General features: G+C 65.9%; 20 protein-coding genes. 16 read left to right on the forward strand and 4 right to left on the reverse strand.

Going from position 1 to position 26,825, the window contains the following annotated elements; genetic code table 11:
• Positions 1–7: 7 nt before the first annotated feature.
• From DOM33_RS09100 to DOM33_RS09155, 12 genes are all read left to right on the forward strand, one after another.
• Positions 8–439 carry an OsmC family protein gene (locus tag DOM33_RS09100; protein WP_110668085.1) on the forward strand — a complete coding sequence of 144 codons (432 nt, stop codon included), beginning with the start codon at positions 8–10 and terminating at the stop codon, positions 437–439.
• A gap of 353 nt (positions 440–792) precedes the next feature.
• Positions 793–2,100, forward strand: a complete 1,308-nt coding sequence (locus DOM33_RS09105; RefSeq protein ID WP_110668087.1) for an MFS transporter — start codon at positions 793–795, stop codon at positions 2,098–2,100.
• A gap of 163 nt (positions 2,101–2,263) precedes the next feature.
• Entirely contained in the window at positions 2,264–3,160 is an 897-nt protein-coding gene (locus DOM33_RS09110) for a LysR substrate-binding domain-containing protein (protein ID WP_110668089.1), read from the forward strand.
• Between the two features lie 151 nt (positions 3,161–3,311).
• A complete protein-coding gene (locus DOM33_RS09115) occupies positions 3,312–4,346 on the forward strand; it encodes an ABC transporter substrate-binding protein (protein WP_110668090.1) in 1,035 nt (344 codons plus the stop codon).
• A 96-nt stretch (positions 4,347–4,442) separates the two neighbouring features.
• Positions 4,443–5,531 carry an ABC transporter ATP-binding protein gene (locus DOM33_RS09120; RefSeq protein ID WP_110668646.1) on the forward strand — a complete coding sequence of 363 codons (1,089 nt, stop codon included), beginning with the start codon at positions 4,443–4,445 and terminating at the stop codon, positions 5,529–5,531.
• Positions 5,528–6,451 (forward strand): ABC transporter permease, encoded by a 924-nt coding sequence (locus tag DOM33_RS09125; RefSeq protein WP_110668092.1) that lies wholly within the window; start codon positions 5,528–5,530, stop codon positions 6,449–6,451. The genes DOM33_RS09120 and DOM33_RS09125 overlap by 4 nt, the downstream gene beginning before the upstream one ends.
• Positions 6,448–7,254 (forward strand): ABC transporter permease, encoded by an 807-nt coding sequence (locus DOM33_RS09130; RefSeq protein WP_110668094.1) that lies wholly within the window; start codon positions 6,448–6,450, stop codon positions 7,252–7,254. Before DOM33_RS09125 ends, DOM33_RS09130 begins: the two co-directional genes overlap by 4 nt.
• Before the next feature lie 77 nt (positions 7,255–7,331).
• Positions 7,332–8,450, forward strand: a complete 1,119-nt coding sequence (locus DOM33_RS09135) for an NAD(P)/FAD-dependent oxidoreductase (protein ID WP_110668096.1) — start codon at positions 7,332–7,334, stop codon at positions 8,448–8,450.
• The gene (locus DOM33_RS09140) at positions 8,425–8,727 is read left to right on the forward strand and encodes a (2Fe-2S)-binding protein (protein ID WP_110668098.1); all 303 of its coding nucleotides are present in this window, start codon (positions 8,425–8,427) and stop codon (positions 8,725–8,727) included. The genes DOM33_RS09135 and DOM33_RS09140 overlap by 26 nt, the downstream gene beginning before the upstream one ends.
• The gene (locus tag DOM33_RS09145) at positions 8,724–10,148 is read left to right on the forward strand and encodes an FAD/NAD(P)-dependent oxidoreductase (protein WP_110668100.1); all 1,425 of its coding nucleotides are present in this window, start codon (positions 8,724–8,726) and stop codon (positions 10,146–10,148) included. Before DOM33_RS09140 ends, DOM33_RS09145 begins: the two co-directional genes overlap by 4 nt.
• Complete coding sequence (locus tag DOM33_RS09150; RefSeq protein WP_110668102.1) at positions 10,145–11,311, forward strand: NAD(P)/FAD-dependent oxidoreductase; 1,167 nt, start codon at positions 10,145–10,147, stop codon at positions 11,309–11,311. Before DOM33_RS09145 ends, DOM33_RS09150 begins: the two co-directional genes overlap by 4 nt.
• Before the next feature lie 41 nt (positions 11,312–11,352).
• Complete coding sequence (locus tag DOM33_RS09155; RefSeq protein WP_110668103.1) at positions 11,353–11,703, forward strand: RidA family protein; 351 nt, start codon at positions 11,353–11,355, stop codon at positions 11,701–11,703.
• Positions 11,704–11,725: 22 nt separating this feature from the next.
• Here the strand turns inward: DOM33_RS09155 and DOM33_RS09160 are convergent, their stop codons facing one another.
• The 3 genes from DOM33_RS09160 to DOM33_RS09170 all read right to left on the reverse strand — a co-directional run bounded on the left by DOM33_RS09160 (position 11,726) and on the right by DOM33_RS09170 (position 14,408).
• Positions 11,726–12,418: a gamma-glutamyl-gamma-aminobutyrate hydrolase family protein gene (locus DOM33_RS09160; RefSeq protein WP_110668105.1), complete on the reverse strand. Its 693-nt coding sequence runs from the start codon at positions 12,416–12,418 to the stop codon at positions 11,726–11,728.
• Positions 12,415–13,422 carry an amidoligase family protein gene (locus tag DOM33_RS09165; RefSeq protein ID WP_239495311.1) on the reverse strand — a complete coding sequence of 336 codons (1,008 nt, stop codon included), beginning with the start codon at positions 13,420–13,422 and terminating at the stop codon, positions 12,415–12,417. The genes DOM33_RS09160 and DOM33_RS09165 overlap by 4 nt, the downstream gene beginning before the upstream one ends.
• Before the next feature lie 143 nt (positions 13,423–13,565).
• On the reverse strand, positions 13,566–14,408 hold the full coding sequence (locus DOM33_RS09170; protein ID WP_110668109.1) for an EamA family transporter: 843 nt from the start codon (positions 14,406–14,408) through the stop codon (positions 13,566–13,568).
• A gap of 171 nt (positions 14,409–14,579) precedes the next feature.
• Between DOM33_RS09170 and recC the strand changes: the two genes are divergently transcribed.
• From recC to DOM33_RS09190, 4 genes are read left to right on the forward strand one after another with little or no spacing between them, the layout of a single operon-like run.
• Positions 14,580–18,377: an exodeoxyribonuclease V subunit gamma gene (recC, locus tag DOM33_RS09175; RefSeq protein ID WP_110668111.1), complete on the forward strand. Its 3,798-nt coding sequence runs from the start codon at positions 14,580–14,582 to the stop codon at positions 18,375–18,377.
• Positions 18,374–22,465, forward strand: a complete 4,092-nt coding sequence (gene recB / locus DOM33_RS09180) for an exodeoxyribonuclease V subunit beta (RefSeq protein WP_162617945.1) — start codon at positions 18,374–18,376, stop codon at positions 22,463–22,465. The genes recC and recB overlap by 4 nt, the downstream gene beginning before the upstream one ends.
• The gene (gene recD / locus DOM33_RS09185; protein ID WP_110668115.1) at positions 22,462–24,669 is read left to right on the forward strand and encodes an exodeoxyribonuclease V subunit alpha; all 2,208 of its coding nucleotides are present in this window, start codon (positions 22,462–22,464) and stop codon (positions 24,667–24,669) included. Before recB ends, recD begins: the two co-directional genes overlap by 4 nt.
• A complete protein-coding gene (locus DOM33_RS09190; protein WP_110668117.1) occupies positions 24,666–25,475 on the forward strand; it encodes a creatininase family protein in 810 nt (269 codons plus the stop codon). Before recD ends, DOM33_RS09190 begins: the two co-directional genes overlap by 4 nt.
• 192 nt (positions 25,476–25,667) lie before the next feature.
• Here DOM33_RS09190 and ribA read toward each other — a convergent pair whose 3' ends face one another.
• Entirely contained in the window at positions 25,668–26,807 is a 1,140-nt protein-coding gene (gene ribA, locus DOM33_RS09195; RefSeq protein WP_110668119.1) for a GTP cyclohydrolase II RibA, read from the reverse strand.
• Positions 26,808–26,825: the final 18 nt, after the last annotated feature.

Genomic DNA, 26,825 nt, shown 5'->3' on the forward strand with positions numbered 1-26,825 from the left:
GTTGACGATGACGATCAAGAAATCCGGTTCCGCCGAGTGGAAAGGCAGCCTCAAGAAGGGCAAGGGCGTCGTCTCGACCGAGAGCGGCGCGCTCAAGGAGAACCCGTACGGTTTCAACACGCGCTTCGAAGGCGAGCCGGGCACCAACCCGGAAGAGCTGATCGCCTCCGCCCATGCGAGCTGCTTCTCCATGGCGCTGTCGATGATGCTGGGTGAAGAGGGTATCGAGCCCGAAAGCATCAAGACCGACGCCACCGTGATCATGGAGCAGGACGACAGCGGCTTCACTATCACCGCCGTCGAGCTGAAGACGGTCGCTCGCATTCCCGGTGCCGATCAGTCGACGTTCGATAGCGCCGCGCAGAAGGCGAAAGAGGGCTGCCCGATCTCCAAGCTGCTCAACGCCAAGATCTCGCTGGATGCCAAGCTCGAGAACTGAGCCGCGCCCGCGGGACGAAAGCCGGCCTTCGGGCCGGCTTTTTCGTTTCTGGAGATCGAGCCAGGCCAAGCGGCCTGCGTGGTGCCTGGCCGCCATGACGCTTCGGGTAAAGTCTGCTAACGTGGCTGACCGCCGTGCCCGAGGGCGTCCCGCCTTCGATACTCGCCTCCCGAAGCCGTCTTTCTTCAAAGGTTGCCGGGGGTCGCGTTCACGGCAGCTCGCCCACAAGGCCGCACGTTCATAACAAAGCTTGCCCGTGTCGGAACGCACCGTTTCGGCGAATCTCGCACCGCACAACCCGGCGCTGCGACGAAAGCTCTGTGCCAAAAAGTCCTGTCAAAAAGAAAACGCTCATGGCCAACGCTCCCCAATACGACGCGGCGACGTCGCGACCGCTATCCGGCGGTGATATCAAGATTCTCTCGCTCTCCGCGCTCGGCGGCGCGCTCGAGTTCTACGACTTCATCATCTTCGTCTACTTCGCCACCGTCATCGGGCATCTGTTCTTTCCGCCCGATATCCCCGAGTGGCTGCGAATGGTCCAGACCTACGGCATCTTCGCCGCCGGCTATCTGGCGCGGCCGCTGGGCGGCATCATCATGGCGCACTTCGGCGACCTGCTCGGGCGCAAGAAGATGTTCACCCTGTCGATCTTTCTGATGTCGGTGCCCACGTTGCTGATCGGCTGTCTGCCGACCTACGAGACCGTGGGCTACCTCGCGCCGCTGCTACTGGTGCTGATGCGCATCCTGCAGGGCGCGGCGGTGGGGGGTGAGGTGCCCGGTGCCTGGGTCTTCGTCACCGAGCACGTCTCGCGCAAGAACGTCGGGCTTGCCTGCGGCACGCTCTCGTCCGGGCTGGTCGCCGGCATTCTCATCGGCTCGATCATCTCGGCGTTTCTGAAGTCCTACTACAGCGCCGAAGAGATGGCCGCCTACGGCTGGCGCGTGCCGTTTCTCATCGGCGGGGTCTTCGGACTGCTGGCGGTCTACCTGCGACGCTATCTCGAAGAGACGCCGGTCTTCGCCGAGATGCGGGCCAAGAAGGCGCTCTCCGAGGGGCTGCCGGTCAAGCGCGTCATCTCCCGGCATCTGGACAGCGTCGCGCTCTCCATGGCGGTGACCTGGATCCTCACCGGTGCGGTGGTCGTGGTGCTGCTGCTCACGCCCAACCTGCTGATGACCCAGTACGGCATCGATGCTTCCTTTGCCAACGTCTGGGCGATCGTCTGCGTGGTGGTGGGTTGCGTGGTCGCCGGCTGGTGCTGCGATCGTTTCGGCAGTGGCGTCACGCTGCTGTTCTGGAGTGCGCTGCTGGGCGTGACCTACACCGCGATGATGCAGATCGTGCCCGAGCATCCCGATCGGCTGCTGGCGCTCTACTGCCTGGCCGGGTTCGGCGTGGGCATCGTTGGCGTCGTCCCGACCATCGCGGTGAAATCCTTCCCGGCGGCGGTGCGCTTCTCGGGGCTGTCGTTCTCCTACAACGTCGCCTACGCCATCTTCGGCGGTTTCACGCCGGTGGCCGTCTCCTGGCTGAGCGCCATCGATCCGGCCGCGCCCGCCTACTACATCGCCCTGCTGGCGCTGCTCGGGATGGTACTCGGGGCGATGCTGCTCTTCTCGCCCGGTGGCAAACGTCTGGCACTGATGCAGCACTGAAACCGAACCGTCGCATTGAAAACGCCCCGCCTCGTGGTGCCACGAGCGGGGCGTTTGCGGTTCTGGCCTTAGCGAGTTTGGCCTTGAAGGTCGGCTATCAAGGGTTTTGGCTAGCAGATAAATTGCTAGGCTTACGGACCTCGAAAGCCGAAAAGTACAAATCATGATCAATCTCAGGCAGATCGAAGCTTTCCGCGCGGTAATGATTCACAAGACCGTCACGCGAGCGGCCCAAATGCTATACGTTTCTCAGCCGGCCGTCAGTCGGCTGGTCGCCGATCTCGAATATTACATCGGCTTCGAACTTTTCCAGCGTCAGAAAGGGCGGCTGGTCCCGACGCCGGAGGCATTGGCGTTTTATGAAGAAGTGGAGCGTTCGTACACCGGGCTCGAGCGTATTACCGAGACGGCGCGTGATATTCGCGAATTTCGTACGGGCAGGCTTTTCATCACTGCCATGCCGGCACTATCGACAGCGCTACTACCTGAGGTCGTGCATCGTTTCTCACAGAGGTACCCGGCGGTTTCCATTTCTCTTCAGGTGCATAGCTCTAAACGTGTAGTCGAGTGGGTCTCGACTCAGCGTTGTGATGTCGGCTTCGTAGGCATGAGTTTCGAAGATGCCGGCGTCGAGGAGCAAGTCATGATAGATGCACCTCTAAAGCTCGTGATGTTGCCGGGGCATCGACTGGCCATGAATGCGACGGTGGTTGTCGACGAGCTTGCCGGAGAATCGTTCATTTCGGTGGGGCAGTTTCTGGATGTGCGTCCTGAAATCGACCGAATCTTTGCGCAGGCTGGCATAAGGCGCGATCTGCGTCTGGAGACTCAGCTATCTGCAGTCGCCTGCGAGATGGTTCTCGCGGGTGCCGGCGTGTCGTTGATCGAGCCCGTCACAGCAAAGCATTACGCGTCACGCGGGCTGGTCGCGCGAGACTTCGAGCCCACTATCCCCTTTCGATATAGTGCGCTGCTTCCCGCTTTCCGCTCACCCTCTCGCTTGGCGACCGAGTTCACGCGTGAGGCCAGAGAAGCACTGGTTCTCCAAGTAGGAATTTGAGCCATATATCTCAACCAGCCATAACATTAGTGGATAGCCAATCTTCAAATTGGTATTGGGCCTGATCGGAAAACGCAGATAGGTTCGTGCAAGGCCGCTTCGATTTGCGTGCTGGATCGTTCACGACTCATAACAACAAAGGAGTTAGAGAATGAAACGTATGTTGCTGCTATCCACCGCCGTCGCACTTTCCGCCGTCGCTACTGCCCAAGCGCAGGAAAAGCCGACGCTCTATCTGGGCGCCTATGGGGGATCTTTTGAAAGCATCTTTCGCGACAACGTGATTCCCGAGTTCGAAAAAAGGCACGACGTAAATATCGTTTATGTGCCCGGTAACTCGACCGATACGCTGGCTAAGCTACAGGCGCAGCGCAACGATCAGCAGATCGATGTCGCCATCATGGATGATGGTCCTACTTATCAGGCCATTAACTACGGGCTATGTCAGTCCCAGGCCGAAGACACCAACCTGGATGATCTTTACGACTTCGCTCGATTTCCCGACGACAAGGCAGCGGGGATTGGCATTATTGCCGGCGGGCTTGCGTATAACCGGGAGATTTTCGAGGAAGAGGGCTGGGAGGCTCCGACCTCGTGGGACGCTCTACGCGACGAACGTTTTGCAAACGCTATCAACGTGCCATCGATCAGTAATAGCTACGGTCTCTATGCGCTAGTCATGATGGCGCGAATGAACGGCGGGAGCGAGAGCGATATCGAACCCGGCTTTCAAACCTTCGAGCGAGACATTTCTCCCAACGTGCTTTCTTTCACGCCTTCACCCGGCAAGACGTCAGAGCTCTACCAAAACAACGAAATTGTGATGTCGGTGTGGGGTAGCGGTCGCGTGCAGGCGCTTGCTGATACAGGTTTCCCCATCGAATTCGTCTATCCCGAAGAGGGTGCCGTGGCGTTGGTGCAAGGTGCCTGTCTCGTCAAGGGTAGCCAGCATGTCGATCTCGCTCAGGCATTTATCGATTATCTGCTCACCCCCGATGTTCAAGCGTTGCTCGCACGTGAGCGCGGCAACGGACCTACCAATCGCCAGGTCGAGCTAGACGCGGGACTGGCTCAAAAAGTGCCTTACGGCGAGCGCGTCGACAATCTCATCACTCTCGACTGGGATGCCGTCAACGAGAGTCGTCAGGAATGGACCAACCTCTGGAATCGCCGTGTGGAACGCTAGATCTGGCGTTTCTTTCCGAGGTAGTCACGGCTAACCCTGATTCTTCATCGAGCGGTGTTTTGCGAAATTCCAAACACTGCCATGGGAGTGATGAATATGAGTTTTCTGACGCTTGATGCGCTGACGAAGCGCTACGGAGACGTGGCGGCAGTCGATGATCTAACGCTCAGCCTTGAACAAGGCGAGTTCGTGTCGCTGCTGGGTCCCTCGGGCTGTGGCAAGACCACGACATTGCAGATGATTGCGGGCTTCGTGGCGCCCAGTGCTGGTCGGATCGTCATGGACGACCGCGACATGACGGCACTGGCACCCAGTGCTCGAGGTTTCGGCATCGTCTTTCAAAGCTATGCCCTGTTTCCACACATGAGTGTTGCCGAAAACGTGGGTTTTGGACTGGAAATGCGCAAGGTGCCCAAGTCCGAACGCATGCGACAGATTGACGAGGCGCTGGAGCTGGTGCGGCTGGGGCATCTTCACAGTCGATACCCGCGAGAGCTTTCCGGCGGGCAGCGTCAGCGTGTCGCTCTTGCCCGCGCTTTGGTCATCAAGCCTCCTTTATTGTTGCTCGACGAACCGCTCTCCAATTTGGATGCCAAGCTGCGCGAGGAAATGCAGATCGAGCTGCGCAATATCCAGCGCGATGTGGGAACCACAACCCTGATGGTGACGCACGATCAGGGGGAGGCCCTGTCGATGAGCGATCGAGTCGTGGTCATGGATCAGGGGCGGGCGATGCAGATCGACGACCCCTTCCGAGCCTATGAAGAACCGGCCGATATCTTCGTCTCCACCTTCGTTGGCAAGACTAACCTGCTCGAAGGCCGTATGGCCTCGAATGACGAAGGTCGGCCTTGCGTCGAACTAGGGCTTCAGCGCTTGGAAATGGCAGGGTTGGGTAGGGTTGGCGGCGGCTCCGTGCGCCTGTCGATTCGGCCCGAGCGACTAGAAATGACGCCCTGCCGGCAAGGGCTTGTCGATGGCCGCGTGCAGACTCGTCAGTTCGCCGGCGATCATTGGCTCTATCAGATTGACACGCCAATGGGCCTTTTATTGGCTACCTGTCCGAACTGTGGCCCGGCCGGTTTCGAAGTCGGTGATGATGTCGGGGTGCGCTGGAACCCCGAAGCGGTTCGCCTGCTCAACGATACGCCGACCCAAACAGCAGCAGCCGGGGCGCCGTTATGACGGCCATGACAATAGAAATCCCGAACCGTGAACGTGCCACCAGCCGTTTTCGTTCACAGCGCTGGATACCTTTCTGGCTGAGTGGGCCGGCGGCGATCTTTTTTCTCATTCTGCTCGGTCTGCCGCTTCTGATGACGTTGGCGCTGTCGTTTTACACCTTCGACTATACCCAGGGCATCGGCGAAACGCTGACGGTGAGTCATTACGCGGAAGTGCTTTCGGACAGTTACTTTCACGAAATTTTTCTGCGTACCTACGCCATCAGTCTGGTGACGACGTTGCTTTGCGTTCTACTGGGGGCGCCGGAGGCTTACATCCTCTATCGCATGCGAAACCCCTGGCGTTCGATCTTTCTGCTAGTGACGCTCGGTCCCTTGCTAATCTCGGTCGTGGTACGAACGCTCGGCTGGGTACTGCTGATTGGGGGGAACGGTCTGCTCAGTCACGCGATGCAAGCACTAGGCCTGGCGGGCACGCGCGGTTTCAGCCTGATGTATACCCATACCGGTGTGGTGATTGCCATGGTCCATGTGCTGGTGCCGTTCATGGTTATCTCGGTGTGGGCGTCACTGCGCAAGCTAGACATGAGTACCAACGACGCGGCGCTGTCACTGGGCGCGAGCCCCTTCACTGCGCTTCGTCGCGTGATCTTTCCCCAGATACTCCCGGGCGTCCTTTCAGGCAGCCTGATCGTCTTTGCATTGACGGCGAGCTATTTCGCGACGCCCTCGATCATTGGCGGGCGTCGTCTCAAGGTCGTTGCAACCAGTGTCTACGATGAGTATCTGAGCAGCATGAACTGGCCGCTTGGCGCCACGATCGCGGTCGTTCTGCTCATCCTCAACGTGATCATCGTGATGAGCTACAGCCGGTGGGTCGAGAATCGCTTCCGGCGCACGCTGGGGGAGGGCGGAGCATGAGTGTCGATAGTCGTCGCAACGGGCGCACGGCGCTCGTCTTCCATACGCTGTTCGTCATTTTCCTGATGGCGCCGCTCGTGGTCGTGATCCTCGTCGCCTTCACACCCAACGGCTACCTTTCTTACCCGACCAGCGGTTTTTCGCTGCGCTGGTTCCGCGCCATTCTCGACCGCCCGGATTTCATCGAAGCGTTCTACCACAGTCTCAATCTGGGGCTGGTGGCGGCCACACTTGCCACAGTGATGTCTGTCCCGGCGGCGCTGGCGCTGGCGCGATTTCAGTTCGTGGGGCGCGATTTTCTCAACGGGCTTTTCCTGTCGCCGCTGATGATTCCGCACATCGTGCTGGGGGTCGCCTTTCTGGGCTTTTTCTCCCAGATCGGACTGGGCGGCACGTTCGCTTCTCTTGTCTTCGCCCACGTCATCATCGTGATGCCCTATACGCTGAGATTGATTCTCGCAGCGGTAATGGGGCTGGATCGAGAGACAGAGCGAGCAGCCGTGTCATTGGGTGCCAGCGCTTTCACCAGCTTTCGGCGTATTACCCTGCCGCAGATGCTGCCCGGTATTGCCGGCGGCTGGATGCTGGCTTTCATTACCAGTTTCGACGAACTGACCATGACGGTATTCGTGGCGTCACCCAGCAACACGACGTTACCGGTCAAGATGTACAACTACATCGAACAGACCGTCGACCCTCTTCTTGCCTCGGTCTCCACGGTCATCATCGTGCTGACAGTGGCGTTCATGCTGGTGCTCGATCGTTTTTACGGGCTCGACCGCGTACTCAGCGGCAAAGGCTAGCGGCCCGGCGAAATCAACGACCGTCGTTAAGAGCGTCGGGGCAATTTTGAGTAGCGCTTTCAGGGCTAGGGAAACTCATGGCTAATTACGATTTTGCCGTTGTCGGCGGAGGCCTCGTGGGGAGCGCCATCGCCTATGGCTTGAGCGGTGCCGGACACTCCGTCGTGGTTCTCGACGAGGGAGACGTCGCGTACAGGGCGTCACGCGGGAATTTTGGACTGGTGTGGGTTCAGAGCAAGGGGCTGGGTATGCCCAACTACTCGGACTGGAGCCAAAGCTCATCGACACTCTGGCAGGAACTGGCGCCGGAGCTCGAAGCGCTCACTGGGATCGATGTCCAGCATCGCCGTCCGGGTGGCGTACATATCTGTCATACCGAGCAGGAGTGGCGAGAGCGTCGCCGCACGATGGAGAATCTGGCAGCGCAGACGTCGGGTCGGTTCCGGTTCGATATGCTGGATCACGCTGCGCTGGCTTCCCTGGTACCGGCGATCGGTGACGATGTGTTCGGTGCTTCGTGGACGGAGATGGATGGTCACGCCAACCCTCTCTACTTGTTGAGAGCATTGCATGCTGGCGTCCAAAAGCGAGGGGGGCACTATTGTACCGGTGGGCCCGTGCGCCGGGTTATTCGCGATGGTGAAAGCTTTCGGCTCGAGCGCGATGGCCAGAGCATCCGCTCGGAGCGCGTCATTCTGGCAGCAGGGCTTGGCAATCGAGAGCTTGCCAAACAGGTCGGGCTCGAGGCACCGCTGAGTCCTAATCGAGGCGAGGTGATGATCACCGAGCGCGTAGCACCGTTACTCGACATCCCCACCACGTATCTGCGCCAGACCGCTGAAGGTTCGCTTCAGATCGGCGATTCGCATGAAGACGTGGGGATGAACGACGGCACGCGAACGGAAGTGCTGGCGGAGATCGCTCAGCGAGCCTTGCGGGCGTTTCCTCGTCTGCGTGACGTTCGCATTGTACGCACCTGGGGCGCGCTACGGGTAATGACGCCGGACGGTTTTCCCATCTACCAAGCCTCCAAAACACATCCTGGAGCTTATCTGGCCTGCTGTCACAGCGGCGTCACGTTGGCGGCGGCTCATGCCATGCGTCTGGCCCCCTGGATTGCTGGCGGTGCCTCCCCTCAGGAGATCGTTCCACTCACAGCGGAGAGATTCGATGTTCGCGTACCTGAAACAGCCTGACGATCGCACCGAGAACGTCATCATCGACTACGAAGGCAAAGCGCTCTCGGCTAGAGCCGGCGATACCGTCGCGGCGGCGCTTTTAGCCTCTGGCGTTGACGTATTCCGCACCACGCCCGTCAGCCAGTCGCCCCGAGCGCCATGGTGCATGATGGGAGCCTGCTTCGACTGCCTCCTCGAAATCGACGGCGTGCCCAATCGTCAGGGATGTCAGGTCGTCGTCGCCCAAGGCATGAAAGTCGCTCACCAAAAAGGCGCCAGGAGGATCGACTCATGAAGCGTGTGCCGCTTGCGATCATCGGAGCCGGTCCCGCCGGTATGGCCGCCGCTGCGACCGCGACTCGCAAGGGTCTCGAGGTCGTGATTTTCGACGAACAGCCAGCGCCGGGCGGACAGATCTATAGGGCCCTGGAATCCACGCCGCTGCGTGACCCCGTGCTGCTTGGGAGCGATTACTGGCACGGCAGCGAACTGATCGATGCCCTACGGCGCGAGTCGATCGATTACCGCCCGGGGCACATGGTTTGGCAGTTGACCCGAGAAGGCGAGATCGGGGTAATAGCGGACGACATTGCTGAAGTGGTCGTTGCCGAACGGGTGATCCTTGCCACCGGTGCACAGGAGCGTCCGTTCCCTATTGCTGGCTGGACGCTTCCCGGTGTCATGGGAGCGGGGGCCGCTCAGGTTCTGCTGAAGACATCGGGCGTTGCCGCTCAGGCCCCCGTGGTACTCGCGGGTAGCGGGCCACTGTTGTATTTGGTCGCGGCACAGTACCTGCGCGCCGGCTCTCCGATCGAGGCAATTCTCGAGACAACGCCGCGAGGTAATTATCGACGCGCCATGACGTATGTCGGTGGGGCCGCACGGGGTTGGCGTTACCTTCAAAAGGGGTTGTCACTGCTGCGCGAGTTGAAACGTGCCGGCGTGCGCCACGTACGTGACGTCACCGCGCTGCGCGCGGTAGGCGAGGGAAGGCTTGCCGGCGTGGAGTGGCAGACGGGCGCCAAGCCCGGCATCTGGCAAGCCTGCGAAGCGACGACATTGCTGCTGCACCACGGCGTGATTCCGAATATCCAGATGACCCGCGCGCTGAGTGGGGAGCACGACTGGTCCGATCAGCAGCTTTGCTGGATACCACGTCGCGATAGTGACGGTCGCAGCGATATCGACGGTTTTTACGTTGCCGGCGACAGCGGTGGCGTCGGTGGTGCCCGTGTCGCTGAGACTCAAGGATCACTCGCTGCTCTTGCAGCGCTTGCTTCTCTTGATCACATCGACACGCCTACCTTCGAGCGAGAGGCGCAGCCGCTGCGGCGCGCTCTGGCGTCGGAATCGGCCATTCGACCTTTCCTGGACACGCTCTACCGCCCCGCCGACACGTGGCGCCATCCGAGTGATGACGTCGTGGTTTGTCGCTGTGAGGAAGTGACCGCCGGTGAAATCAGGCGCGTGGCAAAGCTAGGCTGCTCGGGTCCCAATCAGATGAAATCGTTTACCCGCTGCGGCATGGGGCCGTGTCAGGGCCGCATGTGTGGCGTGACGGTGAGCGAACTGCTTGCCCGAGAGAGCGGCCAGAGCGTCGAGGCCACCGGCTACTATAGGCTACGTCCACCGTTCAAGCCGATCACGCTGGGGCAACTGGCAAGCGCTGCCGAGCCGGCTGAAAAAGCGCACCGGAGCGAGACAGAAGTTTCGTGACCACTCAAGTACTGATCGTCGGCGGGGGGTTGCACGGTGCCGCCGCCGCTACGCATCTGTCCCGCTGTGGATTTCGGGTCACGGTGATCGAAAAGAACTACGCCGGGCGTCATGCCTCTGGCGTCAATGCCGGGGGCGTTCGGCGCCTGGGTCGCCATCCGGCCGAGATCCCGCTGTCGGTGGCAGCACTCGAGCGCTGGCAACGGTTAAACGAGATCGTTGGCGATGATGGCCAGTTTCGAGCATGCGGGCAGATCAAGGTTGCCGAAAGTGAGCAAGAGCTTGCCGAGCTCGAGCGGCGGGCGGCCGAGGTACGGGCGTTGGGATTCGATCACGAGTCGATGATCACTCGATGCGAGCTCAGGCGTCGGCTCCCGGCTCTTGCGGCTCACTGCACCGGCGCGCTGGTCTGCGACGATGACGGTGCTGCCAACCCTTATCGGACTCTGACCGCCTGGCGGCGCCAGTCACAGCGCAACGGTGCGCGGTGGCTCGAGGGCACCCGCGTCGTGAACGTGATTCCCGAGGCGAAGGGTTGGCGTGTGGAGACGGATCACACTCAGGGCATCTCGCTGCGCGGCGATTGGCTGATCAACTGTGCCGGCGGTTGGGCCGGCGAGCTCTGCCACTGGTTGGGCGAGCGGGTCGAGATGGTACCGAAAGCACTGATGATGACGATTACCGAACGTGTCGCGCCTTTTCTCGAACCCGTCGTGGGATGTGCCGGTCGGGCACTCTCTTTCAAGCAGATGGAAAATGGCACGGTCATGATCGGTGGCGGTTTGACCGGCGCCATCGATACCCGCGGCGAGCTGGCCGACGTTCGCCTTGCCCGGTTGGCCGAGAACATCAAGACCGCCGTCGACCTGTTCCCCTTCATGAGAGACGTTCGCGTGGTGCGCACCTGGGCAGGCATAGAGGGTGTTACGGCGGACGCGATTCCTGTGCTGGGGCGAAGCGCCCGGCATGACCGTTTGATTCATTCGTTCGGCTACTCCGCTCACGGTTTCCAGCTTTCGGCCATAACCGGTGAGATAGTCAGAGATTTGGCCCTGGAGCGCGAGCCCGGGTTGCCCATCACACCTTTCGATATCGAGCGGTTTCGCGCCCGGCATTGCGACTCGACGCCTCTCCAGGCACCGAGTTCTTCCCGCGACGGTTAGCGCCGTCGCTTTTACCATGACCTACCCAATAGAGAACTTTCATGAGCCATATCCAACGTTATATTCAGACTCCCATCATGCATCGTGTCGTCGAGGCCAACGGCTTTCTCTTTCTGGGCGGCATCGTCGCCGACGATCGCTCCAAGGATATGTCGGGCCAGACTCAGGAAATTCTGGAGAAAATCGAGACGTATCTTGCCGAAGCCGGTTCCGATAAGAGCAAAATCGTCTCCGCGACACTCTATGCCACCGATATGGAGCAAAAGGACGCCATGAACGACGTCTGGAAGGCGTGGCTCGATCCGGCTGCGCTGCCGGCCAGGGCAACGTTGGGCGTAAGCGAGCTGGCCCCTGGAGCACTCTTGGAAGTGGTTGTCACCGCGGTGAAATAGCCGTGGTGCCCCGTAGCGATATCTAGTCGCGGGGCGTCGCTCTCGCCGCGTCCACCAGAGCGCTGATCAGGCGCTGCTGCGAGCGGGTGAAGAGCAAAAACTCCGGATGCCACTGCACGCCGATCAGAAAAGGGTGGTTCTCGCTCTCGATCGCCTGAACCAGATCATCGCGGTCGCGGGCGACGATCTTCAAGCCCTCGCCGGGACGGTCGACCGCCTGATGATGGAGGCTGTTCACCTGGCAGTAGCGGCGATTGAGAATGTCGGCCAGTCGACTGAAAGGCTCGATCTCCACGTGTTTCCGCGGCAGCACGGTGCGGCGGTTGCGAATGTGGCGATAGGCGGTCTGAATGTCGCCGATCAGGCTGCCGCCGCAGTGAATGTTGATCATCTGCGCGCCGCGACAGATCCCCAGGATGGGCGTTCGCCGCGGCAGATAGTGCGTCAGCAGCGCGAGCTCGAACTCGTCGCGCGCGGGATCGATGCGTACGTCGAGCTGCATCTCGCCGCCGTAGCGAGTCGCGCCGATATCGTCGCCGCCGCCGATCACCAGCCCGTCGAGCTCTCGCGTCGGCGGGCGCGACGGCGACAGCCGCACCGGCCGTCCGCCGGCGCGCCACACGGAGACCCAGTCGCACCACCATGCCAGGCGGCTCTTGTGATCCGAGGTAGTGATGCCGATGAGCGGTCGCGCACCGGTCGGTGTCGACGTCATCGGTCGTGCATCCAGTGGCGAAGCGAGTCCAGCCAGCGGTTGAGCGTCGGCTGGGCCAGGTGCTCACGGTAGGCGCCGCTGCGCTCGGCGAGCCGCACCGGGTCGGCGGCGAGGCGCTCGACCTCGACCCAGCGGTTCCACTCCACGCCAACGCCCCACTCGGGATCGGACAGCGACGCGTTGGGCAGGCGATAGTGATAGGTGGGGCGCGGCTTGACCAGCGTTTCGCGTAGCAGCGGATTGCGGTGATCCGGTCGCAGCCAGGCGAACAGTGGCAGCAGATCGAGCTCGCGATTGCGCGTCGGGTTGGCGATCAGGTAGTCGTCGATCAGCGCATCGAGCGTGGGGGCGTAGTCCGGCGCGAGCACCTTGGCGGCGTATTCCGAGTGGAACGGCCGCGTGTGGGGCAGCACGTCGCGCGTGACGTCGACGACGATCTGATGGCGCAGCCAGTCCGCCAGGATCAGATAGGCGCGAAGATGCGCGAGCACGCTTTCCACGTCGCCGCCGGGGATTTCGGCGTTGAGATGCAGGCCGAACCCGTACATCAGGCTTGCATCCGTGCCCTCGGCACCGTGGCGTCTCAGCGCATCGAAGAGTTCGTCGATGCGGTCGAGCTCGTGCCACGGCAGCGGCGGGCAGACGATCTCCGTCGGCACCAGCCCGGCCACCATGTCGCCAAGCCACTCGCGGGTGCGCGAATGCAGGCTGGCACGCAGGTGTTCGCCCATGCCCGGCGGCTGGCCGTCGCTCTCGCGCATGCGTTCGAGCAGCGTCTCGTCGGGGTGGACGTACTTGCTGTCGAGTTCGACGTGGAACGTGCCCCAGGGCGTATCGGTGACGCTCAGACGATGGGCGCTGTGCTGGGTCACGGTGCCGCCGAACGTCATTTCGACCAGACGTGCGGCCTGGATCGGACCGACGCCGGCGAACTCGATCTCGACGCCGACCTTGCGCGGCTCGCCGCTGGCGCTGTCGGGAATGGCTGGGGGAAGCAGGGACACGGAGGGCTCCTTGTCGGCACTGGCCGTCTCGACGGTGAAGGCACTCGGCGGCGGCGACTCGACGTTGTCAGAGCGTGAATTCATCCGGCTAGGTTAACACCGCCCGCCGGGTTTGGCCGACAGGCTTTCGCCTCGCCCGGCCATCAGCCGCCGTGCATCAGCACGACGCCGAGCAGAATGAGCGCGCCGGCGACCAGCCGCGTGCGGCGCAGCGGCTCGTCGAGCCAGAGCATGCCGATGGCGATGGCGAAGAGCACGCTGGTCTCGCGCAATGCCGCCACCAGGGCGATGGGCGCCTGGGTCATGGCCCAGATGGTGATGCCGTAGGCCCCCATCGATAGCGCCCCGCCGATCAGACCGACCCGCCAGTGCGACCCCAGCTGGCGAAGCGAGCCGGCGCCGCGCAGTCCGACCAGCACCAGCAGCATGCCGGCGCCGTCGAGCAGAAAGAGCCACACCACGTAGCTTGCGGCGTCCCCGTTCTCGCGGGCGCCGCTGCCGTCGGCGAGGGTATAGCCGGCGATGAACAGTGAGGTGATCAGCGCATTGGCAAGCGACGCCAGTTCGAGCCGGTGGCGGCTGCCGCCGCCGAAGGCCATGCAGACCACCCCCAGGATCAGCACCGCGATACCCACGAATCCCAGTGCGCTCGGCTGTTCGGCGAGCGCGAACAGACCGACGAGCGTGACCAGCAGCGGCGCGCAGCCCCGGGCGATGGGGTAGACCTGGCCCAGATCGCCGACGCGGTAGGCGCGGACCAGAAAGACGTTGTAGCCCACGTGCAGCAGCGCGGAGAGCGCAAGCCACGGCCAGGTCGCCGGCGTCGGGGGCGCAACGAAGCCGACGGCACCGAGCGCGATCACTCCGCAGGCCGCCTGAATCAGCGACATGCTCAGCAGACGATCGAGGCCAACCTTGACCAGCGCGTTCCAGCTCGCGTGCATCAGCGCGCCGGCGAGAACGGCGAGGAAGACGGGCGTGGTCAATGGCGCTCCTGGATCGGGATGGGCGGGCGAGACGGGCGGACAAAATAGGCGGACCGCGGCAACGCGAGCCTGCCATCCTAGCGTCGTCTCGCGCGAGACGTCGACGGCGAGTGATCGTCGACGGCGGCCACGGTAGGATGGCGCCTCGAACCCGACGAGCCCGGAGAGCGGATGTTCAGCGTCCTGCATGCCAATCACCTGGAGGATCTGCGCGACCTGTCGCTGGCGCTGATGCAGCGCCAGCGGCTCGCTCCGCTGACCCCCGAGACCTACCTGGTCCAGTCCAACGGCATGGCGCAGTGGCTGCGGCTGTCGCTGGCGGAGGCCGACGGCGTCGCCGCCTCGGTGGACTTTCCGCTGCCGTCGAGCTTCGTCTGGCGGGCGTATCGCGCCGTGCTCGAGCATCACGGCGAAACGATCCCGCTGCAGTCGCCCTTCGACAAGCGCCCGCTGGCCTGGCGTATCCTGCGCCTGCTCGATGTCCTGATCGCCCGCGACCCCGATACCTTCGCACCGCTCGCGCACTACTTGTCTGCCGGCGATCCGGCGGCCGCCGGTCCGGTGGCCGGCACTCCGGTGGCCGGTGATTCGTCGAACGGCGACGCCATGGCGAGCAGGTCCGTGGCGGCGGATACCACCGCCGCCGCCCTCGACGAGCAGGCCGAGCGCCAGCGCTGGCAGCTGGCGGAGCGTCTCGCCGATCTCTTCGATCAGTACCTCAACTACCGTCCGGACTGGCTGGCGGCGTGGGAGGCGGGAGAGACGGCGCCGACGGATCTCGCCGCCGATCAGCGCTGGCAGCCGGCGCTGTGGCGCGCGCTGCTCGAGGACGCCGACAGCGAGGCCCGGGAGCATCATCGCGCCCGACTGCACGGGCGCTTCGTCACCGCCGCCCGTGGCCTCGAGACACGCCCGGCGGATCTACCGCCGCGGGTCTACGTCTTCGGTATCTCGACGCTGCCGGCGCAGACGCTGGAGGCGCTGCACGCGCTCTCCGGGGTGATCGACGTCTACCTGATGATCACCAATCCGTGTCGGCACTACTGGGGCGACATCGTGTCCGACCGCGAAGCGATCAAACGGGCGGGGCGACTCTCCGCCCAGGCGCTGGCGCGTCAGCAGACACGCCACCCCGAGGCGCCCCAGCTTGCCGCCCTCGACGAGCAGGCGCTGCATCTTCAGGCCAACCCGCTGCTGGCGGCGTGGGGCGCCCAGGGGCGCGACTTCATCGTCGGGCTCTACGAGTTCGAGAGTCAGGACGGCGGCTTCGATCTGGAGACGGATCTCTTCCGCGACCCGATCCTGGACGACGCCACGCCCTCGGCCCCTGCGCTGCTGCACCAGATCCAGCAGGACATCCTCGATCTGGTCCACCCCGGCGAGCGGGCGCGGGAGACGGGCGAGCGCCGCGCCATCGCCGTCGACGACGCCTCGCTCTCGCTCTACCGCGTGCACTCGCCGCTGCGGGAAGTCGAAGTCCTCCACGACCGCCTGCTCGACGCCTTCGAGCAGGCGAGCCGGGAAGGCCAGCCGCTGCGCCCGCGAGACGTGCTGGTGATGGTGCCGGAGATCGACGTCTACGCCCCCTTCATCGAAGCGGTGTTCGGCCAGCTGCCGCCGAGCGACCCGCGCCACATTCCGTTCACCATCGCCGACCAGGTGGCGAGCGAGACCCACCCGCTGATGGTCCTGGTGCTCTCGCTGCTGGAGCTGCCGGAGCGCCGCCTCGGCGTCAGCGAGCTGCTCGATGCCCTCGACGTGCCGGCATTTCGCGCCCGTTTCGGCATCGAGGAGCGGGAGCTGCCCCGCGTACGCCAGTGGCTCGCCGAGAGCGGCGTGCGCTGGGGGCTCTCCGGCGATCATCGCGCCGCGCTCGGTTTCCCCGCCCTGCACGCGAACAGCTGGGCCTTCGGGCTGGAGCGCATGCTGCTGGGGTATTCCACCGGCCCGCTGCCGCCGGGAGGCGGCGATTCCACCGGCCCGCTATCGGCGGGGGAGGCCAGCGAGTGCCAGGCGACGAACGAGCGCGGCTGGCAGTTCGACGCCATCGTGCCATTCGATGAGGTGGGCGGGCTGGAAGCGGATCTCGCCGGGCGCCTCGCCGAGCTGATCCACGTGGTGGAGGGGCAGTGCCGGGCGCTCGACGCGCCGGGAACGCCGCAGGCGTGGCTCGGCCGGCTGCGCACGCTGCTCGACGCGGTCTTCCAGCCGACGGCGCTGGACGAGCACGACGTGCTGGCCCGGGTCGATCAGGCGCTGTCGCGCTGGCAGGGCAGCTGCGAGCTGGCCGCTTTCGACACCCCGATCGGGCTGGCCGTGGTGCGCGATGCGCTCAAGGCGGAGCTCGACGAGGGCGGCCTGGCGCAGCGATTTCTCTCCGGCAAGGTCAATTTCGCCACCCTGATGCCGATGCGCGCGATTCCGTTTCGCCAGGTCTATCTGCTCGGCATGAACGACGGTGCCTATCCGCGCACCCGTCAGCCTCAGGACTTCGACCTGATGGCGCAGCGCCCGCGCCCGGGAGACCGCTCACGGCGTGACGACGACCGCTATCTGCTGCTGGAGGCGCTGCTCTCCGCCCGGGAGCGCATCACCTTGTCCTGGGTCGGTTTCGATCAGCGCGACAACACCCCGCGCCCGCCGTCGGTGCTGATCGGCGAGCTGCTGGACATGCTCGAGCAGGGCTACGCGCCCGACGACATGCCCGCGGGGGCGGAGATCGAGGCTGCGCTCGCCGCTCGGCTGATCGAGACCCATCCGCTGCAGCCGTTCTCCCGGCGCTATTTTCTCGCCTCCGACCCGCGCTTCACCTTCGATGCGAGCTGGGAGGCGCTGCATCGGCCCATCGCCGAGACGGACGTCGACGGGGGCGCCGACGCGGCGAACCGCGCCGCCGAGCCGACCCCGAGCGCCCCGGCGGAGGCGCTCGATATCGCCGATCTCACGCGCGCCCTGCGCCGGCCCTGGAGCGTCTATCTCGCCCGCCTCGGCGTGCGTTTCCAGGACGCCGAAGTGCCCGACGAGGACAGCGAGCCGTTCGTGCTCGATGCGCTCGAGGACCACACGCTCAAGCGCGAGCTGCTAGACGCCGGGCGCCGCGGCGAAGCGCTGACGGTGATGGCCGAACGGCTGCGGCTGGCGGGTCGGCTGCCGGCGGCCGGCTTTGGCCTTGCCACCATCGAGGCGCCGCTGAAGCGCCTCGAGACCCAGCTTGCGAGCTTTCGCGACCTCACCGCCGATCTCGACCCCTGCGAACCGACAGTGCTGCGTTTCATGGCGCCGGCGACGGCGAAGACCCCGGCGCTGACGCTGGAGTCGCGTATCGACGGCCTGTTTCAGGACGGCACGACCGAACAGGGTGACGCCACCTTCGCCTTGGTCACCCTGGAGACGAGCCATTTCGGCCACTTCCAGACCGGTCAGCGCGGCCAAGAGCGTGAGAGCGCCGGCCCCTGGAAGAAACTGGGCAAGCCGCACCGGCTCTACTCGGGCTATTGTCGCTGGCTGCTGGTCAACGCCGCCGGCGAGGCGCCGTGTCGCTGGACGGCACTGTTCGAGGATCGCTGGCTCGAGTTTCCTGCGCTAGGCCGGCAGGCGGCGCGGGCGTCGCTCGCGAACTGGCTGGGGCGCTGGTGGGAGGCGTACCGTCGACCGCTGCCAGCGGTCAGCGAGCTGACCAAAACGCTCTGGGCGGAGTGCGACCGCGAGGCGCTCGCCGCCACCGAACGCGGCGAGCCGCTCGAGCCCGCTCTGCGCGACAAGCTCGCCGCCGAGTTCGAGTCCGGCGGGTATCAGCGTGCCTCCGTGATCCAGCGCGAGGGCGGGCTCGGCCAGCTATGGCGCGACTTCGACGCCTTCGACGCGGCCGACGGCGTGGCCGAAACGGTACGCCACTATCAGCCGTTTCTCGACGCGCTGCTCGGCGCCTCTCAGCGACGTCACCGCGCCGGCGAAGGAGGCCGCTCATGACACCTTCGCAAACTCTCGACGAGACGATGAACGACAGCGCCACGATACCGCCGCCGGCAGGCAGCGATGGGGCCATCGACCCCGGTGTCGTGCCGCTGGCTCTCGATACCCTGCCGCTGACCGGCGAGCATCTGATCGAGGCGAGCGCCGGTACCGGCAAGACCTTTACGCTGGCCGCGCTCTACGTGCGGCTGGTGCTCGGCCCGCAACCGGGTCGGGAGACGCTGGATTTTCCGCGTGCGCTGACGCCGCCGGAAATCCTCGTGGTGACGTTCACCGAAGCCGCCACCGCCGAGCTTCGCGGGCGGATTCGCGCCCGCCTGAAGCAGGCGCGGGCGTGGCTTCTGGCAAGCGCCGAGGCTCGCGACGACGCCGTGCTGGAGACGCTGCTCGCACCGCTGGCAACGGCGGGCGAGAGCGCGTGCCGCGACGGCGCCCGGCGGCTCGATCAGGCCGCGCGGCTGATGGATGAAGCGGCGATCTTCACCATCCACGGTTTCTGTCAGCGCATGCTGACCCGCCACGCCTTCGACGCCGGGGCGCGCTTCTCGGCCGAGCTGCTGCAGGACGGTCGCACACTGCTCGCGCAGACCGTGGCGGACTACTGGCGCCGCGAGTTCTATCCGCTCGACGAACGCTGGCAGCGCCAGATCCGCGCTGCCTGGAGCGGGCCGGAAGCGCTGGAAGTGGCGCTGCGGCCGCTGCTGAAGGACGGCCGGCCCGAGCCGCTGCTCCTCGCCGGCGAGCGCGTCGACGCGCCGACGGATCTGGCTGCGCTCTTCGCCGGTCTCGAGCGCGAATTAGAAGCCCGGCAGGCCCTCGAGTCGGCGCTCGTCGAACATTGGGACCGCCAGGCGATCGAGGCGGAGATGGCCGCAGCGTTCGACGCCGATGCCCTCAAGAAGAACAGCTACAAGCGCGAGGAGCTCGATTCGCGGCTGGCGAGCGTCGAGACCTGGCTCGAGCAGGGTGTGTTCGATGCCGCTGATGAGGTCACCGACAGCAGCGGGCGCTTCTGGCTCTCTCAGACGAAGCTCGAGGGGGCGACCAAGAAAGGGTGTGCCACGCCGACGCATCCGTTCTTTGCCGCGCTGGATCGGCTGAGCGAGACCGCCACGCCGTTCGATGCCATTCGCGACCGGGTGCTGGTCCACGCCCGCGACCGCATCGCGCAAGCGTTCGCCGCCGAGAAGCGCCGGCGCGGGCTGTGGGAGTTCGCGGATCTCCTCAACGATCTGGATGCCGCGCTGGCGCCCCCCACGACCAACGAAACGGGCGCGGCGAACGACACGGGCGCGGCCCGGCGGCTCGCCGGGCGCATCCGCGCCGAACTGCCGGTGGCGCTGATCGACGAGTTCCAGGATACCGACCCGGTGCAGTACCGCATCTTCTCGCGCATCTATCGCGAGTCGCCGACGCTCGCGGTCGAGCCTCAGCCCCCGACCGAGGCGTCGCGCCCGCCCACGGCGATGCTGATGATCGGCGACCCCAAGCAGGCGATCTACGCCTTCCGCGGCGCCGATATCGATACCTATCTGCGCGCGCGGCGCGCGACCCCGAGCCGCTTCACCCTGATGCGCAACTTTCGCTCCAGCGAGGCGATGGTCGCGGCGACCAATGCGCTTTTCGGCGGCCATCCACAGCCCTTCGGCAGCGACGAGATCCCTTTCGTGGAAGTCCAGGCGCGGGCCAAGGCGACCCGGCTGGTGGCCGCGGACGGCAGCCACGTTGCGGCGCTGGGCACCTGGTGGCCGGACAGCGAGCGCCGTGGCCAGGGCGAGTATCAGGCCGAGATGGCTTCGGCGACCCGGGGCGAAGTGCAGCGCCTGCTCGAGGGGGCGTGGCACTTCGAGCGCGATGTCGACGGCGACGCCGCCAGCGATGGCATTGCCGATGGCACCCGCGAGCGCACGCCGGTACGCCCGGCGGACATCGCCATTCTGGTGCGCAACGGCGCCGAGGCGCTCAAGGTGCGCCGGGCGCTGGCCGAGGGCGGTATCCGCAGCGTCTATCTCAGCGAGCGCTCCAGCGTCTTCGACACGCCCCAGGCGTTCGAGCTGCTGCAGCTGTTCGAGGCGGTGGCCGCGCCGCGCCAGGATGCTCGCCTGAAGGCCGCACTCGCCTGCAATCTGCTCAACGACAGCCCCTGCGATCTGGCCCCGCTGCTCGCCGACGAGATTCGCTGGGAGCGGGAAGTCGAGCGGTTCGGCGATTATCAGCGCCAGTGGCAGCGGCGCGGACTGCTGCCGATGCTGCGCACGGTGATGCGCGATTTTCGCGTCGCCGAGCGGCTCGCCCGTCGCCCGGACGGCGAGCGCGCGCTCACCGATCTGCTGCATCTGGGGGAGCTTGCGCAGAACGCCCAGCAGCATCTCGATGGCGAGCAGGCGCTGCTGCGCTGGTGGCACCGGGCGCTGGAGGCGGGCGTCGAGACGCTCGACAGCCAGGCCCTGAGCCAGCGCCTGGAGAGCGACGAGGATCTGGTGCGAGTGATCACGGTGCACAAGTCCAAGGGGCTCGAGTATCCCATCGTGCTGCTGCCGTTCGCCTGCTCCTATCGCCCCGCGGAGCCGGATCGCCAGAGCGGGTTGCTCGCCCTGCGCGCGCCGCACGGCGAGGGCAGCGTGATGGTCGCCGATCCCACCGAGGCGCAGAAGCAGCAGGCCGAGCTCGCCCGGCTCGACGAGGACGTGCGGCTGCTCTACGTCGCGCTCACCCGCGCTGCCTTTGCCTGCCGCCTCGGGGTCGCGCATGTCGCCCGCGGGCGCAGCCGCGCGGGCTCGATGCACGAGACCGCGCTGGGGCGGCTGCTCGGCAGTGACGCCACCGACGATGGCGAAGCGCTGAGGGCGCGACTGGGCGCCGCCGAGCACGCCGGCTGGCTTGCGGTGGTCGAGCCGCCGGCAGTTCCCGACCACCGCCTGCGGCTCGAGACGGCGCGCGCCGAGATCCAGCCCGCACGGCGCTTTCGCGGCGAGATCGACGACGACTGGTGGATCGCCTCCTACACCTCGCTGATCAGCGATGCCCGGCGCACGGTGGGCGACGGGCTCGCCGCCGGGGAGGATCTGCCGGCGACGCTCGACGTCGAGGTGAGTCGCGAGCGCGACCCGGTACCTCGGCCGCGCATTCGCTCGCTGATCGACTTTCCCCGCGGGCCGCGCCCCGGCACCTTTCTTCACGGTCTGCTCGAGCGCCTCGAACTCGGGCGACTGGGGGAAGCCGCCTACGCCGAGACGCTCGCGCGCGAGATACCGCGGCGCCTGGCGCTCGCCGGCTTCGACGCCGACTGGGCGCCGATCGTCACCGAGTCGCTGACCCAACGGCTGCGCCGGCCGCTGCTGGTGGACGGGGGCGCGGCAGTGACGCTCGATGCGCTGAACGCCTGGAAGGCGGAACTCGAGTTCTGGCTACCGGCAACGGCGGCCTGGAGCGAGCCGCTGGATCGATTGGTGACGCGTCTTGAGCCACTGCCGGGGCAACGGCCGCGGCTCGCCCCGCGCAAGCTCAACGGCATGCTCAAGGGTTACATCGACCTGGTGTTCGAGGTGCATGGGCGCTGGTACGTGCTCGACTGGAAGTCCAACCATCTGGGCGATACGCCGGCGGACTACGTCGGCGAGCGTCTGGCCGCGGCGATGGTCGATCACCGCTACGACCTGCAGTACGTGCTCTACGTGCTGGCGCTGCACCGGCTACTCAAGTCCCGGCTGGAAGATTACGACTACGACCGCCACGTGGGCGGCGCCTGCTACGTCTTTCTGCGCGGCTTCTGCGCCGCCGAGCCGGAAGAGGCGCTTCAAGCCCCCGAAACCGCGCCGGAGAGCTCTCTACAGGCGCCCGAAGCGGCGCCAAGCGCTTCTCTTCAGGCCTCCGAAACCGTGCCGGAGAGCTCTCTACAGGCGCCCGAAACCGCACCGAAAAGCCCTCCTCAGGCGCCAGAGGCCGCGCCGGGCGTGTTTTACCGCCGGCCGTCGCGGGCCCTGATCGAGGCGCTGGATGCCTGGCTCGACGGCGACGAGGCGCCGGCGCGTGCGCTGCTCGCCCAGACGACGCCAAAGGCGATGACGCAGGAGAAAACGACATGAGCCGACGTCGCGAGACGCCGCCGGACGCCACCCCGCAGCTGGGGCTGGCGCTGGACAACGATAGCGACGGCGAGCAGACCACGGATGGGGCCCACGCTGAGCGCGATTCCCAGACGCCGCCCGCCACGCCGGAGCGCCGGACATCGGTCGCCACGCCGGAGCGCCAGACATCGGTCGCCACGCCGGAGCGCCAGACATCGGTCGCCACGCTGGATCGCCAGAACCTGTTCGCCACGCTGGCACTCTGGGTCGAACTCGGCTGGCTGCGCCAGCTCGATCGCCACTTCGCGATCTTTCTCGCCGAACACGACGCGAACGCGTCGCCGCTGGTTCTGCTCGCCGCGGTGCTGGTGAGCCATCAGGCGGGGCGCGGCCACGTCTGCCTGTCGCTGACGCGGGCGCTGGCCGCGCCCCATAGCGCGCTCTCCCTGCCACCGCTCGACGGCGGGCGGGAGCCCGATCAGCCGATCACGCTTCCCGAGACGCTGCTGGCGGACGTGACGCGCGAACGCTGGATCGCTGCGCTTGACGACTCGCGGCTGGTCGTCCTAGCGGCGCACGCCACGGGGGGTGCGACACCGCTGGTGCGCGACGGCGAGCGGCTCTATCTGCGCCGCTACTGGCAGGCGGAGGCGGGCGTGGCCCGGCGGCTGGGCGAGCGTCTCGAGCACCCGCTCCCAGTCGAGCCGGCGATGGCCGATCGGCTGGCGGCACTCTTCGCCGGTAACGTCGTTGAGGCCGGCGAACCGGACTGGCAGCGTCTCGCCTGCGCCCTGGCGCTGCGTCAGCGGCTGACGGTGATCTCCGGCGGCCCCGGTACCGGCAAGACGACCACGGTGACTCGGCTGCTGGCGCTGCTGCAGCAGCAGGCGCTCGACGGCGGCGGGGAGGCGCTACGGATTCGCCTGGCCGCGCCGACGGGCAAGGCGGCAGCGAGGCTTTCCGAGTCCATCACCGGGGCGGTGAGCCGGCTCGACGTCGAGGCGCCGGTGCGCGAGGCGATACCGCGGGAGGCGCAGACGCTTCACCGGCTGTTGGGCGCGCGTCCCGACACGCGCCACTTTCGCCACCACGCCGAGCGGCCGTTGAGTCTCGATCTGCTGGTGGTGGACGAGGCCTCGATGGTCGATCTGGAGGTGATGGCCGCGCTGCTCGCGGCGCTACCGCCGGCGGCACGTCTCATCCTGCTGGGGGACAAGGATCAGCTCGCCTCGGTGGAGGCGGGCTCGGTACTGGGGGATCTCTGCGAGGGGGCCGTAGGGAGCGGGGGATCGGACGCTGCCCTCGGCTACTCCACGCCGCTACGAGACTATCTCGAGACGATGACCGGCGATTCGCTGCCCGCGCTGCCCGCCAATGCGCTGTCGGATCATGTCGCCATGCTGCGGCGCAGTTTCCGCTTTCGTGCCGACAGCGGCATCGGTGCGCTGGCCCGGGCGGCGAACGCCGGCGATGGGCGGTCGTTCGTTGCGTCTCTCGACGCCGGATTCGATGACATCGCCACGCTCGACGTCGACGGCGCCGCCTTCGAGCGAGCGGTGGTTGCGGGCTATCGTGCCCTCTTCGACGCCCTCGAAGGCGGGGCGGAACCGGCGACGCTGCTCGCACTGCAGGGGCGTTTTCAGGTGCTCTGCGCGCTGCGACGGGGCGCCTGGGGCGTGGAGGGGCTCAACGAACGCATCGCCCGCGCCCTGCAGCGCCAGGGTTGGCTCGAGCGGGTCGACGGCTGGTACGCCGGTCGCCCTGTGATGGTGACCCATAACGACCCGCAGCTCGGTCTCTACAACGGCGATCTGGGCCTGGCGCTCAACGACGCCGAGGGCCGCCTGCGGGTCTGCTTCCCCCACGGCGACGGCATTCGCCAGGTGCTGCCGTCACGACTCGACGCCGCGACCACGGCGTTCGCGATGACGGTGCACAAGTCCCAGGGCTCCGAGTTCGATCACGTACTCTTCGTCCTGCCGGCGCGGGCCAATCCGATCGTCACCCGCGAGCTGATCTATACCGGGGTGACGCGAGCGAAAGACCGGCTGACGCTGGGGCTCTCCCGAGGCGAGCGCGGGACCGCCATGCTTCAGGATGCGGTGGCGCGACAGGTGCTGCGCGAAAGTGCCATCGCCGAGCGGCTGCTCGCCGATGCCGAGCATCGGGCCGAGGCGAGGTTCGATGACACTGCAGGTCAGACACGAGGAGACGCACGATGAGCCATGCCGCTTCGACACCGGGAATCCATCACTGGCAGTCGCTGACCGGCCCGGAACTCGCAGCACTCGCCGACGAGACGACGGTGGCGGTGCTGCCGCTGGCGGCGATCGAGCAGCACGGCGCGCACCTGCCGCTCTCCACCGATCTAGATATCGGCAACGGCCTGCTGGCGGCGGCGCTGACGCGGGTCGATCCGGCGTCGCGCGTGGTGGTCCTGCCGCCGCTGGCGCTGGGGGCGAGTCTCGAACACACCGGGTTCGCGGGGACGCTGAGCCTCTCGCCGGAGGCGGCCATCGGGGTGATCGAATCCCTCGGCGAGGCGGTGCACCGCGCCGGCATTCGCCGGCTGGTACTGTTCAACAGCCACGGGGGCAACAAGGCGGTGATCGACCTCGCCGCGCTCAAGCTGCGCGCCGCCCACGCCATGCTGGTGGTCAAGGCGAACTACTTTCGCTTCGCCCCGCCGGTCGACGCGCTGCCCGCCGAGGAGCTGCGCCACGGCCTTCATGGCGGGGCGCTGGAAACGTCGATGATGCTCCATCTGGCACCGGAGAAGGTCCGACGCGAGCATCTCGTGGATGCGGTTTCCGAAGGCCGGACGCGTGAGGCCGCCGGGTCGACGCTGGGTCCGGAAGGAGACGCGGGCTACGCCTGGATGGCGCAGGACCTGCATTCGAGCGGAGTGACGGGCAACGCCCGGCTGGCCGACGCCGACATCGGTCGGCGCCTGGTCGCGCACTTCGCCGCCCGGCTGGCGGCGGTGATCGATGAGGCCGGGCGGTTCGATCTCGCCACGCTGCGCTGATCGTCACCGTTCGCTCTGCCCAACGACGAAGGCCTCCCGCCGGTGTGTTGTCGGCGAGAGGCCTTCGTCATTCGGCGTCGAGACGAGTCGGCGCGGATGTCCTTCGATCCCGGTGCCCTTCGCTGAAGTGGTGCCCTTCGCTGAAGTGGCCGCCTGGCGGTCATCGACCGAGACTGGACGGGCAAGTCGCGCTCAGCGGGCGAAGGGACGCTTGAGCGAGGTGAGTTCGGCTTCGCCCTCCTGCTCCAGCACTTCCTCCAGCCAGTGCCCGGCGCGTTTGGCCTTGGCATCCAGATAGCGTCGGTTCTGCTCGGTGAGCTTGCCGTAGACGCCGCGCCGATTGACCACCTCGACGCCACCCTGGTCCATCGCGGCGATCTTCTCGGGGTTGTTGGTCAGAAGCTCGATGCGAGTGACCTCGAGCTGCTCGAGCATCTCGAGGGCGACGCCGTAGGTGCGCTCGTCGTCGCCGAAACCGAGCACGTGATCGGCGTCCATCGTATCCAGCCCGCCGTCCTGCAGGGTGTAGGCGCGCAGCTTGTTGGCAAGTCCGATGCCGCGGCCCTCCTGAGCGAGATAGAGCAGCACGCCGCCGCCGCGCTCGTCGATGGCGCGAACGCTCTCGCGAAGCTGTTCGCCGCAGTCGCAGCGCAGACTGCCGAAGAGATCGCCGGTGAGACACGCCGAGTGCAGGCGTACCGGCACGGCATCGTGCCACGTCTCGCGGTCGCCGATGACGATGGCGATATGTTCGCGCATGCCGTCGGCCTCGCGAAACATCACAAAGCGCGCCCGCTCGGCGTGGGAGAGCGGGATCTCCGCCTCGCTGGTGCGTTTGAGAAAGCGCGACTGCGCCGCGTCGTAGGCGGCGATCTGCGCAAGCGGCACCGCGAGCACGGTCCCCTCACTGACCAGCGATTCGACCCGATCCCGCTTGGCCTCGCTGACCTCGGCGACGACGGCGGCGGGAATCAGCAGGCCGATGCGCATCAGGTCGAGAGCGGCTTCATGGCGCGGGTCTGCCGTATGCAGCGCGACGTTGGCGGGGAGCGACGCCGCCTCCTCGCAGGCCCAGGCGACGAGCTCCTCGGCGTGATTCGCCGCTGCGACCGGAAGCAGGGCGGCCGGGGTCTCGATCTCGCGATCGAGTCGCGTCAGGCGGTGACGGGTGAGCGCGAGTGCCGGCGGCGTGCCGCCGAGTGCCTCCAGCGCCGCCAGCGCGTCGTCGTCGCAGCCCTCCAGCGGATGGACCAGCAGGTCGCTGGCGGCGTCGCGGATCAGTATCGGAAGGCCGCGGCGCAAATCGAAGATGGCGCGTTCTACCTGTCGCATATGGATCTCCTGCCTTGT

The organism is Salinicola halophilus, assembly GCF_003206155.1.
GTDB classification, from domain to species: Bacteria; Pseudomonadota; Gammaproteobacteria; order Pseudomonadales; family Halomonadaceae; genus Salinicola; species Salinicola halophilus.